The sequence below is a fragment of the Kitasatospora sp. NBC_00240 genome, from assembly GCF_026342405.1.
Classification (GTDB): Bacteria; Actinomycetota; Actinomycetes; order Streptomycetales; family Streptomycetaceae; genus Kitasatospora.
Genome location: NZ_JAPEMU010000001.1, coordinates 328,991 through 345,361, shown reverse-complemented (window position 1 = coordinate 345,361; position 16,371 = coordinate 328,991). Strand labels below are relative to the sequence as shown.

The window sequence follows — 16,371 nt, the reverse complement described above, 5'->3', positions numbered from 1 at the left end:
GCCGTCCTCGTAGGCGCGCGCCCCGGTTCCCCGACCCGCACACCGACCAGGGCGTCCACCGGTTCCGGCACGCCCTCGTCCCCGGCGCCGGGAGTGGCGACGCCGTCCGCGAGGGCTACCGGATCAGCCTCCCCGAACGGCGGGTGCCCGGCAGTGCCGACGTGGAGCCGCTGGTCCGCCTGGACAACGACGCGATCGTGCTCAGCGCCCTCAAGCCGGCCGACGACGGCAGCGGCGACGTGGTCGTCCGGCTGTACGAGGCCGCCGGCGGCCGGGCCCAGGGCCGGCTCGGCACCTCCTTCACCCCCACCGCGGTGCGGGAGTGCGACCTGCTGGAGCGCCCGGGCGAGGACAGCGGCGCCCTGGTCCGGGGGAGCGACGGCCTGCGGGTACGCCTGCGCCCCTTCCAGCTGATCACCCTGCGGCTCACCCCGGGCGAGGCGGGCGCCTGACCCGGTGCGCCCGGGCGGACACCGCCGCCGCGGTGCCCGCCCCGGGCCGGCCGTGCCCGCCGCGACCCGGCCGGTACGCGGTGGCAGGCCCCAGGGCGGCGGAGGAGTATGGAGCGCGTACCCCTGCAGGAGGGTCCCGCACATGCCCGTCTCGGACAGCCGCGCCGGCACCGGCCGAGCCGTTCCGTTCGACCTGATGCCGACCGCCACCGCCGTCGTGGACGAGCAGGGGGCGGTGGTGGGGTGGTCGGACGAGGCCACCCGGCTGCTGGGCGTGGGGCCCGAGCAGGTGCTCGGCCGGCCCGTCAGCGCCCTGCTCGCACCCGAGCAGGCGGACGTCCTGCCGCCGCGCGGCGGCGCCGAGCGCTCCGCGGCCGGCCTCAGCAGCGGCGCCGTGATCCGGGTCGTCCACCGGGACGGGCAGGTGCTCACCCTCGGCGTGCAGGCCACCGCGCTGAACGACATCTCGGGCGCCCGCCGCTGGCACCTGACCGCCATCGACCTGGGCCGCGCCCCCTGGTGGCGTGCCAGCCACTCCGTCCTGGAGCGCTTCCTCACCCGCTCGCCCTACGGCATCGCCGTCCTCGACACCCAGCTGCGCTACGTCTGGACCAACGGCACGCTGGAGCGGATGGCCGGGGTCAGCCTGGAGCAGCGGCTCGGTCGGCGGATGCGCGACGTGCTGCCGAAGCTCTCCCCGTTCCAGGTGGAGCGCCAGCTCCGGTCCGTCCTGGACACCGGCCGGCCGGTGCTGAACTTCGAGTACCGCGGCTACGTCCCGATCGACCCCGGGCGCGAGCACGCCTTCTCGACCTCGATCCTGCGCCTGGACGACGACGACGGCCGGGTGCTGGGCGTCTGCTACATCAGCGTCGACATCACCGACCGCTGGCGTACCCGGGAGCGGCTGACGCTGCTCACCGAATCGGGCACCCGGATCGGGACCACCCTCGACCTGGAGGCCACCGCCCGGGAGCTGACCGAGGTCGCCGTGCCCGGCCTCGCCGACCTGGCGCTGGTCGACCTGCTGGACCCGGTGCTCCAGGGCGACGAACCGGGCCCGCCGGGCCGGTCCGGCCCGCCGCCGCTGCGCCGGATGGCCCACCTGTCGGTCCGGACCGGCACCCCCGAGGCGGTCGTCCGCATCGGCGAGGACCCGGGGTACCCGGCCTCCTCCCCGATGATCCGGTGCCTGGCCGAGGAGGGGGCCGTGCTGGAGCCCTCGCTCCAGGGCCGGCCGTGGACGACTGAGGACCACGTCCGCGGCGCCAGCCGCCAGACCTGGGACCTGCACTCCCTGATGGCCGTCCCGGTCCGGGCCCGGGGGACGGTGCTGGGCGTGGCGGTGTTCATCCGTTCGGGCGGGTCCGACCCCTTCGAGTCCGAGGACCTCGCCCTGGCCGAGGAACTGGTCTCGCGGGCCGCCGTCTGCCTGGACAACGCCCGGCGCTACACCCGGGAGCACCGCACCGCCCTCACCCTGCAGCGCAGCCTGCTGCCCCAGTTCCTCCCGGCGCTGCCCGCCATCGAGGCCGCCTACCGCTACCTCCCGGCGGCCGCGGACGGCAGCGCCGGCGGCGACTGGTTCGACGTGCTCCCGATCTCCGGGGCCCGGGTCGCCCTGGTCGTCGGCGACATGGTCGGCCACGGCATCAACGCGGCCGCCGCGATGGGCCGGCTGCGCACCGCGGTGCACACCCTCGCCGACATGGACCTGCCGCCCGACGAACTGCTCGCCCACCTCGACGACCTGGTGCTGCGCCTGGTGGACGAACGCTCCGAGCAGTCCGAGGGGTCGGAGACCGCCGCCACCGCCCAGGGCGCCACCTGCCTGTACATCGTGCACGACCCGGCCACCGGGCACTGCACGATGGCCCGGGCCGGCCACCCGGCGCCGGCGATCCTCACCCCGGACGGCCGGGTCACCTTCGCCGAGCTGCCGCCCGGCCCCCCGCTCGGGGTCGGCACCCTGCCCTTCGAGTCGGCGGAGTTCGACCTGCCGGAGGGCACCGTCCTGGCCCTCTTCACCGACGGCCTGGTGTCCGGTGCGGGCCTGGGCCCCGCGGCGGCGGGCGAGCGGCTGCGCGGGGTGCTGGAGGCCGCGCGGCCCGGCCTGGAGCACGCCTGCGAGGACATCCTCGCGAGCATGCTGCCGGACGGGCCGGACGACGACGCCGTCCTGCTGCTGGCCCGCACCCACCGGCTCACCGAGGACCGGATCGTCACCTGGGAGTTGCCGAGCGACCCGGTGGTGGTGGCCGAGGCCCGGTTGCTTGCCGCCGGCGCGCTGGCCGCCTGGGGCCTGGACGACCTGGTCTTCACCACCGAGCTGGTGGTCAGCGAGCTGGTCACCAACGCCATCCGCTACGGCTCGGCACCCGTCACCCTGCGCCTGATCAACGAGTCGGTGCTGATCTGCGAGGTCTCGGACGGCACCAGCACCTCGCCCCGGCTGCGTCACGCCCGGACCACCGACGAAGGCGGCCGGGGCCTCTTCCTGGTGGCCCAGCTCTGCCGGCGCTGGGGCACCCGCTACACCGATACCGGCAAGATCATCTGGGCCGAGCAGAACCTGCCCTGAGCCCCCGGCGGGCGCCTGGTGGGCATCCGGCCGCATCCGAATGGCTGAAGTCCAGTGCCTCAGTTGCCGGGTACTCAGTGCCGCACGAGCGCCCGAGCGGGTGGAATGTCCCCCATTTGATGGCACTCAGTGCCTTTACAGAGGGTACTGAGTGCCATATTCTGCGGAGGTGCGTTCGTCCGCCGGGCCACCCGGCCCTGGGCCGACAGGCCGGGCGCGCCTCCCGCGGCCCGGCCGCTCCGCCGAAGTGGCGGGGCCCGTGCGGCGGCGGCCCGCGCTCCGCGGGACCGAACAGTCCGACCGACATCTGCCACAGGAGACAGGCCGTGAGCTTGAGGATCGTTGTCTGTGTGAAGTACGTGCCCGACGCGACCGGTGACCGGCGCTTCGCGGACGACCACACCACCGACCGGGAGGGCGTCGACGGCCTCCTGTCGGAGTTGGACGAGTACGGCGTGGAGCAGGCGCTGCGGATCGCGGAGGCGCACGGCGACGCGGAGGTGACGGTGCTGACGGTGGGCCCGGACGACGCGAAGGACGCGCTGCGCAAGGCCCTGTCGATGGGCGCTGACAAGGCCGTGCACGTGAACGACGACGACATCCACGGCACCGACGTGATCGGTACCTCGGCGATCATCGCGAAGGCGTTGGAGCAGACCGGTTTCGACCTGGTGGTGGGCGGCATGGCCTCCACCGACGGCACGATGGGCGTGCTGCCGGCGCTGCTCGCCGAGCGGCTGGGCGTGCCGCAGCTCACCCTGCTGTCCGAGGTCGCGGTCGAGGGCGGCACGGTCAGGGGCCGTCGCGACGGCGACGCCGCGACCGAGCAGGTCGAGGCGCAGCTGCCGGCGGTCGTGTCGGTGACCGACCAGTCCGGGGAGGCCCGCTACCCCTCGTTCAAGGGGATCATGGCCGCGAAGAAGAAGCCGGTGCAGTCCTTCGACCTGGACGATCTGGGCATCGACGCGGAGGAGGTCGGTCTGGCCGGTGCCTGGACCGCGGTGGAGGCCGTCACGGCCCGTCCGGCGCGCACCGCCGGCATCGTCGTCAAGGACGAGGGTGAGGGCGGCAAGGCGCTCGCCGCCTACCTCGCCGAGCAGAAGTTCATCTGACCCGCGGTTCCGCACAACCACCACTGATCAGGAGTAGACGAACCATGGGTGAGATTCTCGTCCTCGTCGACCACGCCGACGGCGTGGTCCGCAAGCCGGCCCTCGAACTGCTGACCCTGGCCCGCCGGATCGGCGAGCCGTCGGCGGTGGTGCTCGGCGCCGGCGCCGATGCCGCCGCGATCGCCGCCAGGGCCGCCGAGTTCGGTGCCGCGAAGGTCTACGTCGCCGACGGCGCCGAGTTCACCGACCGGCTGGTCGTCCCGAAGGTCGACGCGCTGACCCAGATCGCGAAGGCGGCCGGTGCCGCCGCGGTCCTGGTGACCTCTTCCGGCGAGGGCAAGGAGGTCGCCGCCCGGGTGGCGCTGCGGCTGGGTTCGGGGATCATCACGGACGCGGTGGACCTGGAGGCCGGTGAGGGTGGTCCGGTGGCGACGCAGTCGGTGTTCGCGGCGTCGTTCCAGGTGAGGTCGCGGGTGTCGCACGGTACGCCGGTGATCACGGTGAAGCCGAACTCCACGTCGCCCGAGGCGGCCCCGGCGGCCGGTGCGGTGGAGAGTGTGGCGGTGGCGTTCACCGGCAACGCGGCGACGGTGACCTCGCGCACGCCGCGGGTGTCCTCGGGTCGTCCGGAGCTGACCGAGGCCGCGATCGTGGTGTCGGGCGGTCGTGGTGTGGGTGCGGCGGAGGGCTTCGGCGTGGTGGAGGAGCTGGCGGACGCGCTGGGTGCGGCGGTGGGTGCCTCGCGGGCCGCGGTGGACGCGGGTTGGTACCCGCACACCAACCAGGTCGGGCAGACCGGCAAGCAGGTCTCGCCGCAGCTGTACGTGGCGGCGGGCATCTCGGGTGCGATCCAGCACCGGGCCGGTATGCAGACCTCGAAGACCATCGTCGCGGTCAACAAGGACCCGGAGGCCCCGATCTTCGAGCTGGTCGACTACGGCGTCGTCGGTGACCTCTTCACCGTCCTGCCGCAGCTCACCGCCGAGACGGCCGGCCGCAAGGGCTGACATCGGCCGGGCGGCCGCCTGCCGCCGGCCACGGGCCCGCCCCCGGGAGACGCACTCCCGGGGGCGGGCCTTTCGCCGTGCGGGGCCGGCGGCCCGGCACCGGGACCGGGATCAGCGTTTCGGGCCGAGCGGCCAGGTGCTGGTGTCGCGCGGCGCCACGTACGGCTCCTCGCCCTCGGGGAGGCCGCCGGCGACGGCGCGGGCCCGGGAGAGTTCGGCGTCGAACTGGAGCCCGAGCAGGATCGCGAAGTTGGAGAGCCAGAGCCAGACCAGGAAGACCACGACCCCGGCGAGCGTCCCGTACGTCCGGTTGTAGGAGCCGAAGTTCGCCACGTAGAAGGCGAACCCGGCGGAGGCGGCCAACCAGAGCAGCACCGACAGCACGCTGCCGGGCGTGACCCAGCGAAAGCCGCGCCCGCGCACGTTGGGCGCGGCCCAGTACAGCAGGGCGATCATCAGTACCACGAGCAGTACCAGCACGGGCCATTTGGCGAATGTCCAGACGGTCAGCGCGGTGGCGCCGATGCCCACGGCCCGGCCGACGCGGTCCGCCAGCGGTCCCGTGAAGACGACGATGACGGCGCTCGCCGCGAGCAGCACCATCAGCAGCACGGTCAGCCCGAGCCGCAGCGGCGTGAGCTTCCAGACCGGGCGCCCCTCGGCGATGTCGTAGACGGCGTTGGCCGAGCGGATGAAGGCGCCCACGTAGCCGGAGGCGGCCCAGACGGCGGCCGCCAGGCCCAGCAGGGCGAGGACCGAGCCGGGGGGGCCGGCGTCCTGCGGCTGGTCGACGGCCTCGCGCAGGATCTCCCGGGCCGGGCCCGGCGCGAGGTCCTGCAGGCTGTCGAGGATCCGCTCGGTCGCCGACCTGCCGATCACGCCGAGCAGCGAGACCAGGACGAGCAGCGCGGGGAAGACCGCCAGTACGCCGTAGTACGTGAGGGCGGCGGCCCGGTCCGGCAGCTCGTCCGCCAGGCACTCCCGCCCGGTGCGCAGCAGGACGCCCCGCCAGGACCGGGCGGACAGCTCGGAGGGGGTGTCCGGGGCCTTGCGCCGCACCCGCTGTGACGGGCCGGTGCCGACGGCCGCCTCGGGGCCGCGGGACGGGTGCTCGGGTCTGAACGGGGATGCCATGGGGAGTGTCTGTCCCGAACGGCGCTTCCGAACCGCGATCGGCCACCGAGTACCGCCGCGCGGCTGACGGCCCGCCTCTCGAAGTGAGCCGGGAGGGACGGCCGAGGAGGCGGCGGCCCGCCCGTCGAAGGCCGTTCGCGGCCGCGGGCTACTCGCCTGTCGCGGCGGCGCCGGGCCTGCCCTCCCGGCCGCCCGCGGCGTTCCGGGTCCGCAGGACCGCCCAGCCGACGAGCGCCGTGGCCGCGACGGTGAGCAGCAGGCCGGCGGTGGTGACCGCCTCCTGGAACTGCGCGCTCTGTCGCGGGCTCCAGTTCGACGTGGCGAGGTCGCCGGTGAACAGCGCCGCGAGGACGGTGCCGCAGACGGCGATGCCGGCGCCGGAGGTGACCTCGGCGGCGGTGTCGGTGAGCGCCGCGCCGATCGTGGTCCGGTTCTTCGGCAGGCCGCGCAGCACGTTGACCCCGGCGACCACGCCGAGCACCCGCATCCCGGCCGCCACGAGCACGAGGGCGATCGCCACCCAGAGGTACCCGAAGCGGCCCAGCAGGCTGTATACGGCCAGCCCGGCCACGACCGCCGTGGCGCTCAGCCGGGCGGCCCGGTCGAGACCGACCCGTCGTACGAACGGATCGACGAACGCGCCCCCGGCGACCAGGACGACGACCTGCGGCAGCATGCCGACGGCGGCGAGCGCCGGCGGCCATCCCCGGTCGAGCTGCAGTTGCAGCGTGACCAGGTAGCCGAGGCCGGCGGTCGCCAGCCCGGCCGCGGCCTTGTAGGCCAGGCCGCTCGAAACGAGGGGGCGGGCGACGAGTGCGAGGTCGAGCAGCGGATGGCGCGCCGAGCGCTGGCGCAGCAGGAAGAGGACCGCCGCGACGGCTGCACCGGCGGTGGCCGTCCACGGCTGCCAGGATCCGGCGCCCTCGGTGACGAACAGGCTGGGCGCGACCAGGGCGAGCACGATCGCCGCCGTACCCAGGGCGGCGCCGAGGACGTCCACCGGGTCGCGGTGGAGGTCGGACGCGTTGTCCGCCGTGATGCCGACCCGCACGCCGACGACCGCCAGCACCGCGATCGGTACGTTCACCAGCAGCAGGACCTGCCAGGGGGCGATCGTCAGCACGAGGCCGCCGACCGTCGGTCCGATCGCGAGACCGATCAGGCCGACGGTCGAGATCAGGGTCGCCGCACGGACTCGCAGGCCGTCCTCCTCGAACAGCCGGAAGGCCAGCGCCATCGAGCCCGGCGTGGTCATCGCCGCCGCGACGCCCGTCAGTGCGCGGACGGCGATCAGTTGCTCGGCGGTGCCGACGAAGGCCGTCGCCAGGCTCGCGGTGCCGAGCAGCACCAGGCCGATGAGCATGATCCGTCGGCGGCCGAACCGGTCGGCCGTCGCGCCGAGGACGAGCATCAGCCCGCCGAAGGTGACCGCGTACGCGTTGGTCACCCACTGCAGCGCGACCGTGGAGGCGTGCAGCTCGCGTCCGATCGTGGGCAGCGCGACGTTGAGGATCGAGTTGTCCAGCATCTCGAACAAGAACACCGCCGACAGTCCGGCGAGGGCCGGCCAGGCCTCGCGCAGGGATCGGGGCGGGACGGGGGCGGGGTCGGCCGCCGCCGGTGCGGGGGCGATCCCGGGGGGAGTGCTCATCAACAGCCACCTAAGATATGGATTCGTATCTTACGGCTGCCAGGGTAGGGCGCTAGAATAAGATACGCAAACCTATCTTATGGAGGAGGCACGGATGCCCGAGCGGCGCCGCGGGGCGGCACTGGAGAAAGCGCTCCTCGATGCGGCCTGGGAGGAACTCGCGGACAACGGCTACGCCCGGCTCACCATGGACGCCGTCGCCCAGCGCGCGGGCACCAGCCCGTCCGTCCTCTACCGCCGCTGGACCGACCGCGACGACCTGGTCCGGGCGGCCACCGTCCACGCCCTGAAGGAGTACTGCCTCGACACCCCCGACACCGGAAGCCTGCGAGGGGACGTCCTCACCCTCATGCGGGAGATCAACGCCACCCGGGTCCAGTTCATCACCGTGATGGGCGCCCACCTGGCCGGCTACCACCAGGCGACCGGAACCAGCCCGGGGGACCTGCGCGATCCGTTCGTGACCGGCCGCGCGAAGGCCCTCGACGTGCTCTTCGACCGTGCCGTCGAGCGCGGCGAGATCGCGCCGGAACCCCTGCCCGAACGCGTCAAGTCACTGCCGTTCGACCTGCTGCGGCACGAGATCCTGACCACCTTCGCCCCCGTGCCCGACGACGTCCTCGAAGAGATCGTCGACACCGTCTTCCTCCCCCTGGTGCGCTGACCGCGGCAGGGCCGGGCCGCTCGGGGCCCAGGGCGCGGGTACGCCCGTTCGGGGTACGGCTGCAGAAGTACGACGGCCCGGGTCAGCCCTTCCGGACACGCGCCGACGCCGGCGCGGATGCCCCCGGCCCCGGCCGGGACCGGTTGCGGGGCCGGGGGCATCCGCGCCGGCGTTCGGGAAGGGCACAGCGGTGCGGGCTCACTGCCGCCCGGGCAGTGCGGTGCGGCCGTCCGGAGCGGGGGCCGGACGGGCCGAAGGGCCCGAGGTCAGGGGAGCAGCCTGTCGAGGGCCGCCTTGCCCTCGGTGGCGAGCTTCTGCTCGGCCCAGGCGAGGTTCTTCGGGTTGAGGTCGCGGCCGGACGCCAGGACGATGTCCTCGGCCGTGACCGGGCCCTCGGTGCCCACGTGGAGCAGGGCGTCGGGCGTGATGCCCTCGGGCCGCCGGTTCTGGTCGGACTGAGTGTTCATACTGCCTCCTCGGTGCTTCTGCGGGTCGGCGGAGGCCGGGGCTGCCGGTCCTGACCGCCGGTGCTGCTCCTCGTGGGTACCGGTCCGCCCGCGCCGGGCGGCGGCTCTCGTACCGGTCCCCGCGGTGATCGGGCGGAGTTCCTCCGGCTCCGCCGCGCGGGATCCTCTCCATCGTCCATCCTCCGCCCGTCCCCGGCGGCCCGGCGGGTGCGTGTCGCCGTGCTCGTGTTCCCCGATCGAAGGGATCCATGACACCGGTGCCGGGGAAATCGAGGTCAGGGGAATTCGCCGTCGGCCGGGATGATGTGGACGGCGGCCTCCTCCGCGGAGGCGGCGGCGCCGTCGATGCCGACGTCCTCGGCGAAGGTACTGGGATTGCGCCCCGAGGGCGCGGTCAGCCGGCCCGAGCGGGTGGCTCCGACCTCGCCGTCGCGCGGCTCCCCGTCGGTGTCGGAGACGTCGCCGATGCCGTCCCCGGGGTCGGCCGTGAAGTTCAGGGCCGGGTCCGGAAGCTCCTCGGACAGCCGCTGGGCCAGGCTCTCGCCCGCACGTTGTTCCTCCGCCGTCGTGCCGACGCGTTCGACCGCCAGTGCGCGTTCCGGTGGGGACCAGCCCTCGTCGTACGGATCGGCCTCCCGCCCGGTGAGCGTGTCCTGGGCGTCCAGGATGCCGCTGTCGTCGACGATCTCGCCGCCGTCGGGTTGGTAGACGTCGTCGCCCCTCGCGCTGTCCGTCGCTGCCATGGCGTGCGTCCCTTCGTGCGAAACCCCCTGTGCGCTCCCGCGTGCCGGATCGGGGTGGACCGACCACCGGGTCCCGTCCCCCTCGGTGGTCGGAGCCGGTGGCCACCGGGCTGTTCGCCGCACCGTGCGGGGCGGGCGCCACGGCGCCCACGTTCAAGGTTAGGCCGGTCGGTCCGGGCGGGCGCCCGCGGAGGCCGGCCCCCCGGCACCGGGCGGGTCGAACGGGGTGCGTGGCCCGCTCCGCGAAGGGGGCCGTACGGGTCGCCAGGCGCCCTTCGGGCGGTCGCCCACAGTGACCGGCCGAATCCGGGGCGTCCGGCCGGTGCCGCGGGGGCGTACTTCCGTGGCCCGGGACGGCGACCCGGGGCGGCGACCCGAGGGCCGAGGCGCCCTCGACCGGAGGGATCGGAGCGGGTCAGGCAGGCCCGGGCCCGGCCGCGAAGGCGGGTGGTGAGACCTGACGGAGTCCCTTTCCCGTCAAAAGACCGCGTCCGGGCGGCGGTCCGGACGCGAGGCCCGGCCGGCGGGGGCGTGGGTGTGGTGAGGGGCGCGGGTGTGGTGAGGGGCGATGCCAGGGGCGCCCGGTGCTCTCCGAGCCGCAGGGGCAAGGGAATTCGGCCGCGAGTTCGGTCCGCATGGTTGACCACCTTGAAGTGGTCATGGCATTTTCAGGCGGGCGTGGGCGTACGCAACCGGTCGGACGCCCCGTCATCCCCCACAAGGAGAGCCATGTTCAAGAGACTTGCCGCCGCATTCGGTGCGGCAGCGATCGTCGCGGGCGTCCTGACCTGTGCCGCCACCCCGGCGCAGGCGGCAGTCCAGGCCGGCGACCTGACGTCCACCATCGCGCTGAGCAACTGCTCCGCCTCGCTGGTGCGTTACCCCTCCTCGGTGGACACCGACCGGGCCCTGATGCTCACCAACGGGCACTGCCTGCCGACGATGCCCTCCGCCGGCCAGGTCATCCAGAACACCAGCGCCAGCCGCAGCGGCACGCTGCTCAGCCCCTCCGGCGCCTCGCTCGGCACCGTGCAGGCGGACAAGGTCCTCTACGCGACCATGACCGGCACCGACGTCGCCCTGTACCAACTGACCGACACCTACGCGTCGATCACCACCAAGTACGCCACCACGGCGCTGACGATCAGTGACACCCACCCGGTCGACGGCTCGTCGATGTTCATACCCTCCTCCTACTGGAAGCAGACCTGGAACTGCTCCGTCAACGGGTTCGTCGGCACGCTGCGCGAGGACGAGTGGACCTGGCACGACTCGCTCCGCTACAGCACCGGGTGCAACACCACCCACGGCACCTCCGGTTCGCCGATCGTCGACGCCACCAGCAAGCGGGTCGTCGGCATCAACAACACCGGCAACGACGACGGCGCCATGTGCACCCTGAACAACCCCTGCGAGGTGGCCGCCGACGGCACCACCAAGGTCACCAAGGGCCAGAGCTACGGCCAGGAGACCTACTGGTTCACCACCTGTCTCGGCACGGGCCGTGTCATCGACCTCAACGTCAGCGGCTGCCTGCTCACCAAGCCGGCCGGCACCGCCGTCTCGGTGACCAACCCGGGCAACCAGTCCAGCACGGTGAACGGCACCGCCAACCTGCAGATCGCGGCCTCCGGCGGCACCGCGCCGCTGACCTTCACCGCGACCGGCCTGCCGACCGGCCTGTCGATCAGCTCGACCGGCAAGATCACCGGTACCGCCACCACGGCCGGCACCTACAACGTCACGGTGACCGCCAAGGACGCCGCCAACAAGACCGGCACCACCTCCTTCACCTGGACGGTGAGCACCGGCGGCGGCAGCTGCACCCCGGCCCAGCTGCTCGGCAACGCCGGCTTCGAGACCGGCACCGCCGCCCCCTGGACCACCACCAGCGGCGTCGTCGACAACAGCTCCGGCCAGGCCGCCCACGGCGGCTCCTGGAAGGCGTGGCTGAACGGCTACGGCTCCACCCACACCGACAGCGCCACCCAGACGGTCACCATCCCGGCCGGCTGCAAGGCGACGCTGAGCTTCTACCTGCACATCGACACCGCCGAGACCGGCAGCACCGCCTACGACAAGCTCGCGGTGACCGTCAACGGCACGGCCCTCACCACCTACTCCAACGTGAACGCCGCGGCCGGCTACCAGCTGCGCACCTTCGACCTCTCCGCCTACGCGGGCCAGAGCGTCACCCTGAAGTTCAACGGCACCGAGGACTCCTCGCTGCAGACCAGCTTCGTGATCGACGACACCTCCATCGCCACCAGCTGAAACCCGGGCCGGTGACGGCCGGGAATCGCACGCCGAGGCCGCCCGGGGACAGACCGGGCGGCCTCGCCGCACGCCCGCGCCCGGGCGCTCACCCTTCGATCGTGTCGCGCCCCGGGGCCTGGCCTCGGGGGGCTTTCCGACGGCCGGCACCGGGCCGAGCAGGATCCGCGTCCCGGCGCCCGGATCGCCGCCGTGGCCCCCGCCGGTCCTCGTGCCGTGCGCCCCCGTTCCACCGGCCGGGTCCAGCCGGCCGCCGGGCCCGACGGTGAACAGCAGGTCGCTCCCGGCCAGCTCCAGCCCCGCCGCCGCCGGTGCTCCACGCCCCGGGCCGGCACGCACCCTGTCCTGATCAGCGGCCCAGGCCGCCGGCCTCGGCGATGGCCCGGACGGTGGCGACGGTGTCCGCCTCGGTGGCCGCCTTGTCCTCGCGGTAGCGCACCACCCGGGCGAAGCGCAGGGCCAGCCCCGCGGGGTAGCGCGAGCTGCGTTGCAGCCCGTCGAAGGCGATCTCCACCACCAGTTCGGGCCGCACCAGGACGGTGTACGCGTCCCGATCGACCTCCCGCGCCAGCAGCTGGCCGGTCTGCCAGGCCAGCAGCTCGTCCGTCAGGCCCTTGAAGGTCTTGCCGAGCATCACCCACGCCCCCGGCCCCGACCCGTCGCCCGCCCGGGCGCCCAGGTGCAGGTTGCTGAGGAAGCCCCGGCGGCGCCCGCTGCCCCATTCCGCCGCCAGGACCACCAGATCCAGCGTGTGATGCGGCTTGACCTTGATCCACCCGGCCCCGCGCCGGCCGGCGGCGTACGGTGCGTCCCGGTCCTTGACCAGCACGCCTTCATGACCCCGCGCCAGCACCTGACGGAAGAACACCTCGGCCGCCGCCCGGTCCTCCGTCTCGACGGCCGGCACCCGCAGCTCCGCCGGGACGGCGCCGGCCAGGGCGGACCAGCGGTGGTGGGCCGGCCGGTCGACCAGGTCCTCGCCGTCCTGGTGCAGCAGGTCGAAGAAGAAGGCGTGCAGCGGCACCTCGGCCCGCAGCCGCGCCGGGTCCTGCCGGGAGGCCGTCCGGGCGGCCGTCACCTGGAACGGGCGCGGCCGCCCGTCGGGTGCCAGCGCGATCGCCTCACCGTCGAGGACGGCGCTGCGCACCGGCAGCGACCTGGCCGCCTCGACCACTTCGGGGAGGCGGGCGGTGATGTCCTCCAGGCCGCGGGTGAACACCGCGACCTCCTCGCCGTCCCGGTGCACCTGGATCCGGATGCCGTCCAGCTTCCACTCCAGCGCCGCCGGGCCGGTCCGCTCCAGCGCGGCGGCCAGGTCGGGGGCGGAGGCCGCGAGCATCGGCCGGACCGGGCGGCCCACCTCGAGGCGGAAGGCGGCCAGGGCCGGGACTCCGCCGCCCAGCGCGGCCTCCGCGACGGCGCGGGCGGAGCCGCGGAACATCAGCGCCCGTCGGACGGCCGCGCCGGGTACGCCGGCGGCCCGGGCGACGGCGTCCGCCATCACCGCGTCCAGGGCGCCCTGCCGCAGCTCCCCGGCCAGCACCGCCCGCAGGAAGTCCTGCTCCTCCTCGGTGGCGCGGCCGAACAGCTCGTCCAGCAGTCGGCGGCGCTCGGCCCGGGAGCCCTGTCCCTGCAGGGCGGCGAGCCGGAGCAGGATCTGTTCGGTCTCCAGCACGCCGAGCGTGGCCTCGGCCGCCGGGGCGGGCAGCTCGCGCAGGGCCGCCGGGCCGATCCCGATCCGCAGTCGCTGCGACTCGCCGGAAAGCAGGGCGACGGCGGTCGGCACCTCTTCGGGAGCGAGCGCCAGCAGGCAGTCGGCCAGCAGGGTGATCTTGACGGTACGGGCCGGCTCGGCGGCCACGTCCCGCGAGGTGCGGGCGAGATGCCGGAGCAGCATGCGGGCTCCTCGGTCCGGGCGGGGTCTCCGTCCAGCATGGGCCCGGTGCGGGGGCTCCGGCCCGGTGAGCGGGCCGGCGGCGGACGTCGGGGGACCGGATGGACCCCCGACGGACCGACCGGACGGGATCAGCCCTGGAGGGTGCCCTGGCCGGTGACCGTACTGCCGTCGGCGACGACCGCCCGGGTGTCCTCGGTGACGGTGTCCAGGACGCTGGTGGCGGGCTGCGTGCCGGTGCCGATGCCCTGCTCGGGTGTGCCCGCGTGCGCGCTGGGGGCGAGGAGGGAGCCGAGGACTCCGGCGGCCAGGGACGCGACGGCGAGCATGCTGCGCTTCTTCATGCCGTGCCCAACGACCGGGGCCGGCGGAGGTCACGGCCCGCCTGGCCCCGGTCGTGCGGGAGCCCGGGCGGCTCAGTAGCGCTGGGCCTTGGCCACCCGGGGGGTGGTGGCCGTCCCGCTGTCGCTGCCGCCGAAGGCGACCGGGGAGGCCTTGGCCCCGGGCTGGAGGTCCGTCGCGCCCACCACGGTGGTGTCGACCACGTTGCCGGAGGCGTCCACGAACTCGACCTGGACGGCGTACGAGGCCGCCGAGGAGGTGCTGTTGGTGATCGTCACCACGGCGGCCCGCCGGCCCCCGGACTGGGCGACCGGTACACCCGTCAGGGTGACGTCGGACACCGCGTTCCCGGTGCCGGTCACGCCGGCCAGCGCGGCCGAGGCGGAGGCGTTGGCGCGGGAGACCTCGGCGGACACCGAGGACTCGAAGGCGGAGGCCTGCACCGAGGCCGCCGAGGCGAGGGCGGAGGCCGAGGACAGCAGCGCGGAGGGCAGCAGCGAGGACGGCGGCGTGCCCTGCACGGTGGGGCGTCCCGGGGAGCTGCTCGCGGAGGCGCCGTCGGAGCTGCTGCTGCAGGCCGCCACAGTGGTGGCGGTGACCGCGAGCAAGGCCGCCGCGGCGGTGATCCGCAGCGGGTGCAGCCGGTGGGTTCGGAGGGTCGTGCGGCCGCCGGTGTTCGTCACGTGGGCGCTCCTGAGTAGCGTCGGGTCGATCGCGGCGGGGCACCTGCTCGCCCCCGCCCGTCCCAGGCTGCAACCGATCGCGGGGCCCCGCGCGGCCGTCTCGGCCGTCCGGGTGGTGGTGGCCTCGTGCGAAATATCTACCAGGTTTTCCGGTTTTGACCGAATAGCGACAGTGGGTTCAGGGGAGGAGTGCCAAGGACATTCCTGACACGAAGGGCGCCTCATGCACTCTGCCGAGCTCACGCCGTCCGTCCTCGCCGAGCTCCGCCGGCCGCGCCGCTACCCGGCGGTCTCGGTCGTCATGCCCACCCACCGCAGCGAGCCAGACAACGCCCAGGACCCGGTGCGCCTGCGCAACCTGGTCGCCGAGGCGAAGAGCCGGCTGCAGGCCGACGAGGCGGTCTCCCGGGCCGACCGGCTGGACCTGGTCCACCAGCTCGACCGAGCCGTCGCCGAGGTCGACCTGGTGCACGCCGAGGACGCTCTGCTGATCTTCGCCGCCCCCGGCGAGCACCAGGTCTGGTCGCTCCCGCGGTCGGTGCCCGAGCGCGTGGTGTTCTCCGAGACCTTCCTGACCCGGAACCTGGTCGCCACCCACGCCGCCGCCGCGCCCTACTGGGTGCTCACGGTCTCCGCCGAGCGCGCGGCGCTGTTCGGCGGCGCGGGCCCGCGGCTGGCCGAGGCCGCCGAGCGCGGATTCCCGGTGGAGCTCCGGCCGGACCTGCCGGACGTCGAGCGCAAGGAGCGGATCGGCGACGTGCCCAGCACCTTCCGGGACGAGCAGACCCGGCACTACCTGCGCGAGGCGGACACCGCGCTCGCCGCCGTGCTGGAGGCCGAGCCCCGCCCGCTGTACGTCCTGGGCGAGGCGGCCGCGCTCGCCGTGCTGGAGGAGATCGGGACGGCGACCAAGACCGCCGTGGCCCAGGTGCCCAGGGGCGGGCTCGGCCGGGCCTCGGTGGCGGTGGTGCGCGAAGCGGTGGCCGGGGCGGTCAAGGAGCAGGCGGCCCGGGTGGTCGTCCAGGCCAAGGAGCGGCTGGACCAGGCGCTGGGCGTCAAGGCGCTGGCGGCCGGGATCGACGAGGTGTGGCAGAGCGTCGCCGAGGGCCGGGCCGCCCTGGTGGTGCTGGAGGAGGACTACTGGGAGCCGGTGCGGGTCACCGACAACCACCTCGTCCCGGCGTCGGCCGGGGAGCCGGACGTCCGGGACGACATGGTCGACGAGATCGTCGAGCGGGCGCTGGACACCGGCGCGCAGGTGGAGTTCGTCCCGACCGGGGAGTTGGCCGGGCAGGGCCGGATCGCGGCCGTCCTGCGCTACTGAGCCGTCGCGCGGGAGCGGCGCTGCCGCGGACCCGGGGCAGCGC

At 74.3% G+C, this 16,371-nt stretch carries 12 protein-coding genes and 3 pseudogenes; 8 read left to right on the top strand and 7 right to left on the bottom strand.

Annotation, left to right across the window (positions count from 1 at the left end):
* Window positions 1-14: 14 nt before the first annotated feature.
* The 4 genes and pseudogenes from OG689_RS01460 to OG689_RS01445 all read left to right on the top strand — a co-directional run.
* Window positions 15-452 (top strand): annotated as a pseudogene (locus OG689_RS01460) (glycosyl hydrolase-related protein); the annotation flags it as partial.
* Between the two features lie 142 nt (window positions 453-594).
* Window positions 595-3,033, top strand: coding sequence for a SpoIIE family protein phosphatase (locus OG689_RS01455; RefSeq protein ID WP_266316827.1), 2,439 nt, complete (start codon window positions 595-597; stop codon window positions 3,031-3,033).
* A gap of 326 nt (window positions 3,034-3,359) precedes the next feature.
* Window positions 3,360-4,145, top strand: coding sequence for an electron transfer flavoprotein subunit beta/FixA family protein (locus OG689_RS01450; RefSeq protein WP_266316826.1), 786 nt, complete (start codon window positions 3,360-3,362; stop codon window positions 4,143-4,145).
* Window positions 4,146-4,189: 44 nt separating this feature from the next.
* Window positions 4,190-5,152 carry an electron transfer flavoprotein subunit alpha/FixB family protein gene (locus OG689_RS01445; protein WP_266316825.1) on the top strand — a complete coding sequence of 321 codons (963 nt, stop codon included), beginning with the start codon at window positions 4,190-4,192 and terminating at the stop codon, window positions 5,150-5,152.
* Window positions 5,153-5,263: 111 nt separating this feature from the next.
* On the opposite strand, the gene OG689_RS01440 is transcribed toward OG689_RS01445, so the two are convergent.
* Both OG689_RS01440 and OG689_RS01435 read right to left on the bottom strand, forming a co-directional pair.
* Window positions 5,264-6,286 (bottom strand): YihY/virulence factor BrkB family protein, encoded by a 1,023-nt coding sequence (locus OG689_RS01440; protein ID WP_266316823.1) that lies wholly within the window; start codon window positions 6,284-6,286, stop codon window positions 5,264-5,266.
* Window positions 6,287-6,434: 148 nt separating this feature from the next.
* Window positions 6,435-7,937: an MFS transporter gene (locus OG689_RS01435; RefSeq protein ID WP_266316822.1), complete on the bottom strand. Its 1,503-nt coding sequence runs from the start codon at window positions 7,935-7,937 to the stop codon at window positions 6,435-6,437.
* 94 nt (window positions 7,938-8,031) lie between these two features.
* Here OG689_RS01435 and OG689_RS01430 point away from each other — a divergent pair, with 94 nt between their 5' ends.
* A complete protein-coding gene (locus OG689_RS01430) occupies window positions 8,032-8,601 on the top strand; it encodes a TetR/AcrR family transcriptional regulator (protein ID WP_266316821.1) in 570 nt (189 codons plus the stop codon).
* Between the two features lie 266 nt (window positions 8,602-8,867).
* Here OG689_RS01430 and OG689_RS01425 read toward each other — a convergent pair whose 3' ends face one another.
* Window positions 8,868-9,068, bottom strand: coding sequence for a hypothetical protein (locus OG689_RS01425; RefSeq protein WP_266316820.1), 201 nt, complete (start codon window positions 9,066-9,068; stop codon window positions 8,868-8,870).
* Between the two features lie 275 nt (window positions 9,069-9,343).
* On the bottom strand, window positions 9,344-9,811 hold the full coding sequence (locus tag OG689_RS01420; protein WP_266316819.1) for a DUF5709 domain-containing protein: 468 nt from the start codon (window positions 9,809-9,811) through the stop codon (window positions 9,344-9,346).
* A gap of 729 nt (window positions 9,812-10,540) precedes the next feature.
* Between OG689_RS01420 and OG689_RS01415 the strand changes: the two are divergent.
* Together OG689_RS01415 and OG689_RS01410 are read left to right on the top strand one after the other, a co-directional pair.
* Window positions 10,541-11,161, top strand: a pseudogene (locus OG689_RS01415) (serine protease); the annotation flags it as partial.
* Window positions 11,162-11,371: 210 nt separating this feature from the next.
* Window positions 11,372-12,085: pseudogene (locus tag OG689_RS01410) on the top strand (putative Ig domain-containing protein); the annotation flags it as partial.
* A 349-nt stretch (window positions 12,086-12,434) separates the two neighbouring features.
* Here the strand turns inward: OG689_RS01410 and OG689_RS01405 are convergent.
* From OG689_RS01405 to OG689_RS01395, 3 genes are all read right to left on the bottom strand, one after another.
* Window positions 12,435-13,982, bottom strand: a complete 1,548-nt coding sequence (locus tag OG689_RS01405; RefSeq protein ID WP_266316817.1) for an ATP-dependent DNA ligase — start codon at window positions 13,980-13,982, stop codon at window positions 12,435-12,437.
* 128 nt (window positions 13,983-14,110) lie between these two features.
* Window positions 14,111-14,323 (bottom strand): hypothetical protein, encoded by a 213-nt coding sequence (locus tag OG689_RS01400; RefSeq protein ID WP_266316815.1) that lies wholly within the window; start codon window positions 14,321-14,323, stop codon window positions 14,111-14,113.
* Between the two features lie 72 nt (window positions 14,324-14,395).
* Window positions 14,396-15,004 carry an FxLYD domain-containing protein gene (locus OG689_RS01395; protein ID WP_266316813.1) on the bottom strand — a complete coding sequence of 203 codons (609 nt, stop codon included), beginning with the start codon at window positions 15,002-15,004 and terminating at the stop codon, window positions 14,396-14,398.
* 223 nt (window positions 15,005-15,227) lie between these two features.
* Between OG689_RS01395 and OG689_RS01390 the strand changes: the two genes are divergently transcribed.
* The gene (locus tag OG689_RS01390; RefSeq protein ID WP_266316812.1) at window positions 15,228-16,328 is read left to right on the top strand and encodes a chemotaxis protein; all 1,101 of its coding nucleotides are present in this window, start codon (window positions 15,228-15,230) and stop codon (window positions 16,326-16,328) included.
* Window positions 16,329-16,371: the final 43 nt, after the last annotated feature.